The organism is Microcystis sp. M53603_WE2 (assembly GCF_030065435.1).
Map to the genome: position 1 here is coordinate 1 of NZ_JASJFF010000152.1, position 5019 is coordinate 5019.

General features: G+C 43.1%; 4 protein-coding genes. 3 read left to right on the forward strand and 1 reads right to left on the reverse strand.

The features are described 5' to 3' along the window. Nucleotides 1-138 precede the first annotated feature (138 nt). The 3 genes from rbp (PX481_RS03455) to PX481_RS03465 all read left to right on the forward strand — a co-directional run bounded on the left by rbp (PX481_RS03455) (nt 139) and on the right by PX481_RS03465 (nt 3994). Entirely contained in the window at nt 139-432 is a 294-nt protein-coding gene (gene rbp, locus PX481_RS03455) for an RNA-binding regulator (RefSeq protein ID WP_002759179.1), read from the forward strand. Nucleotides 433-978: 546 nt separating this feature from the next. Continuing rightward, complete coding sequence (gene rbp / locus PX481_RS03460; protein WP_288093679.1) at nt 979-1272, forward strand: RNA-binding regulator; 294 nt, start codon at nt 979-981, stop codon at nt 1270-1272. A gap of 199 nt (nt 1273-1471) precedes the next feature. Then, nucleotides 1472-3994: a glycogen/starch/alpha-glucan phosphorylase gene (locus tag PX481_RS03465; RefSeq protein WP_288093680.1), complete on the forward strand. Its 2523-nt coding sequence runs from the start codon at nt 1472-1474 to the stop codon at nt 3992-3994. 147 nt (nt 3995-4141) lie between these two features. Here PX481_RS03465 and PX481_RS03470 read toward each other — a convergent pair whose 3' ends face one another. Continuing rightward, nucleotides 4142-4549 (reverse strand): GxxExxY protein, encoded by a 408-nt coding sequence (locus PX481_RS03470; RefSeq protein ID WP_002759175.1) that lies wholly within the window; start codon nt 4547-4549, stop codon nt 4142-4144. Between the last annotated feature and the right edge of the window lie 470 nt (nt 4550-5019).

Genomic DNA, 5019 nt, shown 5'->3' on the forward strand with positions numbered 1-5019 from the left:
CAGGGGGAGAGTCAAGATTAGTGTTCAAGTTCGTTTTCAGTATTAATTCGGTAAGTCTTTTACTTTAGTATTGTTCGGCTTCTCCCTGAATTTTGTGTCTCCACACCGTTTCGAGTATTGTTCGAGGATTCAAGTATTATGTCTATTTTTGTTGGTAATCTCTCTTACGAGATTTCCCAAGAAGATCTGGTCGATGTCTTTGCAGAGTACGGCAAGGTTAAGAGGGTTCATATTCCCTTGGACAAAGAGACACAGCGCAAACGCGGTTTCGCCTTCGTGGAAATGGAAAGTAAAGCCCAGGAAGCCGCCGCAATTGAGGCACTAGATGGTGCTGACTGGATGGGGCGATCAATTAAAGTTAACGAGGCCCGCGATCGTGAAGAGCGCGCGCCCTTCAATGGTGGTGGTGGTGACAGAAAAAAACGCTATTAAGCTTTTTTTGTGAATAATTGTGGGAGGGTGGACAGGGTTCACCCTTTTTTGTCGGCAATTGCGATCGCTGCTCCTCTCAAAACCAATAGAAATCTAAATGTCTGAGTCTCTCCAAAAGGTAACAAGTAGGGTTTGCGGCAAAAAGTTTTTCGTGGGGGTAGGGTGTGGGGTGTGGGGTGTGGGGTGTAGGGTTTTACCCATTTTCAGGTGGTCAGTTACCTAATTTTCAGGGAAAAAGTCCCGGAATTTTACCCCCGATCACTCCAAGGGTCAGCACTTTTTGAGGGAAAAAAAATCTAAAAACCTTATCTAACAAGGTTTTTAGATTTATTCAGCAAACCCCAAGTAAACTATAAGGGATATCGCCATCAGATTCTGATCGGCGATCAACTCTTTCTGTGTTATGATCGAGGCGAGAGTCAAGATTGGTGTTCAAGTTCGTTTCCAGTATTAATCCGGTAAGTTTTTTACTTTAGTATTGTTCGGCTTCTCCCTGAATTTTGTGTCTCCACACCGTTTCGAGTATTGTTCGAGGATTCAAGTATTATGTCTATTTTTGTTGGTAATCTCTCTTACGAGATTTCCCAAGAAGCTCTGGTCGATGTCTTTAGAGAGTACGGCGAGGTTAAAAGGGTTCATATTCCCGTGGATCGGGAGACAGGCCGCAAACGCGGTTTTGCCTTCGTGGAAATGGAAAATAAAGGCCAGGAAGGCGCCGCGATTGCCGCCCTGGATGGTGCTGAATGGATGGGGCGATCAATTAAAGTTAACCAGGCCCGCGAGCGTGAAGAGCGCGCGCCCTTCAATGGTGGTGGTGGTGACAGAAAAAAACGCTATTAAGCTTTTTTTGTAAATAATTGTGGGAGGGTGGATAGGGTTCACCCTTTTTTCGTCGACAATTGCGATCGCAGATCCGCTCAAAACCAATAGAAATCTAAATGTCTGAGTCTCTCCAAAAGGTAACAAGTAAACTATAAAGGATATCGTCATCAGAATCTGATCGGCGATCGACTCCCGAATATATGGACAACAAAAACCCATGGAGACAACCTATACCCTAGCTGATGGGCGTGAAGCACTTCAATGCCCCACTTTAGTTGAAGATGATCGCACGGGCATGAGTCACGAAACCCGAAAACGGGCTTTTCTGGACAATTTGTTTTATTTGCAAGGGGTTAACCGCAGTAATGCCAGTCCCTACAATTACTATGTCGCCCTTGCCTACACCGTTCGCGATCGCCTCCTGCGTCGTTTTCTGAAATCCACCGACACCTACAAACAAGAAAAAGTTAAACTCGTCTGCTATTTCTCCGCCGAATTCCTCATGGGGCGGTATTTAGGCAATAATCTCGCTAATTTGGGTATTTACGACCTAATCAAAGAGATGATCGAGGAATTAGGTCTTGATTTTGAGGAAATTATCGAACAGGAACCGGATCCCGGCCTCGGAAACGGCGGTTTAGGGCGTTTAGCGGCTTGTTTCCTCGATTCCCTCGCTTCCCTAGAAATTCCCGCCATCGGTTACGGGATCCGCTACGAATTTGGCATTTTCCATCAAATCATCCAAAACGGTTGGCAGGTGGAAATCCCCGATAACTGGCTACGCTTCGGCAATCCTTGGGAATTACCCCGTCCCGATGAAAGTGTGGAAGTAAAACTGGGTGGCCGGACGGAAATCTATCACGACGATAAGGGACAGGAACGGGTACAATGGCTGCCGGAACGTCGGGTTTTAGCCATTCCCCACGATACCCCCGTCCCGGGTTACAAAACCAACACGGTTAACGCTTTGCGTCTCTGGAAAGCAGAAGCGAGTGAATCGTTTAATTTTGAGGCTTTTAACGCCGGGTTATACGATCAATCCGTGGCCGAAAAAATGGACGCGGAAACCATTTCTAAAGTCCTTTATCCCAACGATAACACCCCCGCCGGTCGCGAATTACGTCTCGCCCAACAATACTTTTTTGTGGCCGCTTCCCTGCAAGATTTAATTCGCATTCACCTAAAAAGCCACAAAAATCTGCAAAACTTCCACGAAACCGCCGCTATTCAACTGAACGATACTCACCCCGCCATTGCGATCGCTGAGTTAATGCGTTTGTTAGTGGATGAAAACGGCTTAGAATGGTCAAAAGCTTGGGCAATTACCCAAAAAACCTTCGCTTATACCAATCATACCCTATTGCCGGAAGCCCTGGAACGTTGGTCGGCGGATTTACTTGGTAAACTGCTGCCCCGACATCTAGAAATTATCTATCTGATCAATCACTTTTTCCTTGAGGATGTGCGGACTTGGTTTCCCGATAACGAGGAATTATTGGGCAAATTGTCGATAGTTGAAGAAGCTGGTTGGGGTAATAAACAAATTCGCATGGCTAATTTAGCCTGTGTGGGTAGTCACTCGATTAACGGAGTCGCCGCTTTACACACAGAGTTACTGCAAAAGGACACCCTGAAAGAGTTTGCCATGCTCTGGCCGGAAAAATTCTACAATAAAACCAATGGTGTCACCCCGCGCCGGTGGATTTTATTGAGCAATCCCCAATTATCGGCACTATTTACTGAAAAAATCGGCGATGATTGGTTAAAAGACCTGAAGGAATTGCGAAAACTGGAACAATACCTTGATGATCCCGAATTCCGTCAGCGTTGGTATGAAATTAAACAGGCGAATAAGGCCGATTTAGCGGCTTATATGCTGAAAACCCGCAATATCGAGGTGGATGTTAATTCGATTTTCGATGTGCAGGTAAAACGGATTCACGAATACAAACGCCAACATCTGGCAGTTCTGCACATTATCGCCCTTTACAATCGCATTAAACAGAACCCTCAGATCGATATCGTGCCGCGCACTTTTATCTTTGGTGGTAAGGCAGCCCCCGGTTACTTTATGGCTAAGTTAATTATTAAGTTAACTAATGCTGTAGCTGAAATTGTTAATAAGGATCCTGATGTCAGAGGTCGTTTAAAATTGGTTTTCCTGCCTAACTTTAACGTTTCTTTGGGTCAACGCATCTATCCGGCGGCGGATCTGTCCGAACAGATTTCCACGGCGGGTAAGGAAGCTTCCGGAACCGGTAACATGAAGTTTGCCATGAATGGCTCCCTCACCATTGGGACTCTGGACGGTGCTAATATCGAAATTCGCGAGGAAGCAGGGGCAGAAAATTTCTTCCTTTTTGGCTTGACAGCAGGAGAAGTTTATGCTAAGAAAGCACACGGTTATGAACCGATGAGCTATTACAAAAATAATCGCGAATTGAAGGGAGTGATCGATCGAATTAAGAGTGGTTATTTTAGCCATGGTGACCCGGAATTATTCAGGCCGATCGTTGATTCTCTCCTCTACGATGACCAGTATATGCTTTTAGCTGATTATCAATCCTACGCTGATTGTCAGGAACAGGTAAGTGAAGCTTATCGCGATCGGGACAAGTGGACGCGGATGTCGATTCTCAACTCGGTTCGTATGGCCAAATTCTCTAGCGATCGCACAATCTGGGAATATTGTCAAGAGATTTGGAAAGTTAATCCGGTCAAGATTAGTTTAGAGGATTAAAAAACTCGGTCAAGTTCGGGTTTAGTCCTTGACTAGCCCGAATTCTGGAACCGTAGCCCCAAAAATGCTTTGTGAAAACGTCTAAACTATGATTTTTATGATTGTTTGATGGACTAGGATTTTAAGTTTTATACACTTCAATTATTTCTAGTTATAGTTAGGTTTTCTTTTCGGCTTGTGAACTCTTTTAAACTGTAAACTGATATTTCCAAAATTAAGCAATAATCCAATATCTAACCCATAAGCTTCGAGATAATTGATAGCTTGTGCTAAGTGAACGTCTTCAAGTTGAATAACGGCTTTTAATTCTACCATCACTTTACCTTCAACAAAAAAGTCAACTCGTCTTGTACCTATTTGATCATCTTTATAAAAGATCGGCATTTCGTGTTCTCTCGAAAAAGATAATCCCTGTAGGTTCATTTCTTTTGCCAAAGCACGTTGATAAATTACTTCTTGAAAACCATTTCCTAAGATACGGTGAACTTCCATTGCACAACCAATAATTTTACCTGTTAGTTCACTTTCAGGGTATTGGGGATTAATAAAAGTCATGGCTAGGATTTAGATGATGAAGTGAGGATTTTGATTAGATTGTCTCTGATAATTCAATGTCTAAACTATGATTAGACTCATGATTTAATGATGGACTATGATTGGGTTGTTTTTGACAATTCAATGTCTAAACTATGATTTAGAATGATTGAATGATAGACTATGATTAGGTTATCTTTCGACAATCACGACTATTTATTGTATTATATCACATCATGGGGTCGCTCTCTCGAAAAGAATCATAGTCCATCACATAATCACAAAAATCATAGTTAAGACGATGATTAGAATGAGCGACTATGATTAGGTTATCTTTGACAATCATGAGTATTTATTGTCTTATATCACATCATGGGGTCGCTCTCTCGAAAAGAATCATAGTCCATCACACAATCACAAAAATCATAGTTAAGACGATGATTAGACTCATGATTGAATGAGCGACTATGATTAGGTTATCTTTGACAATC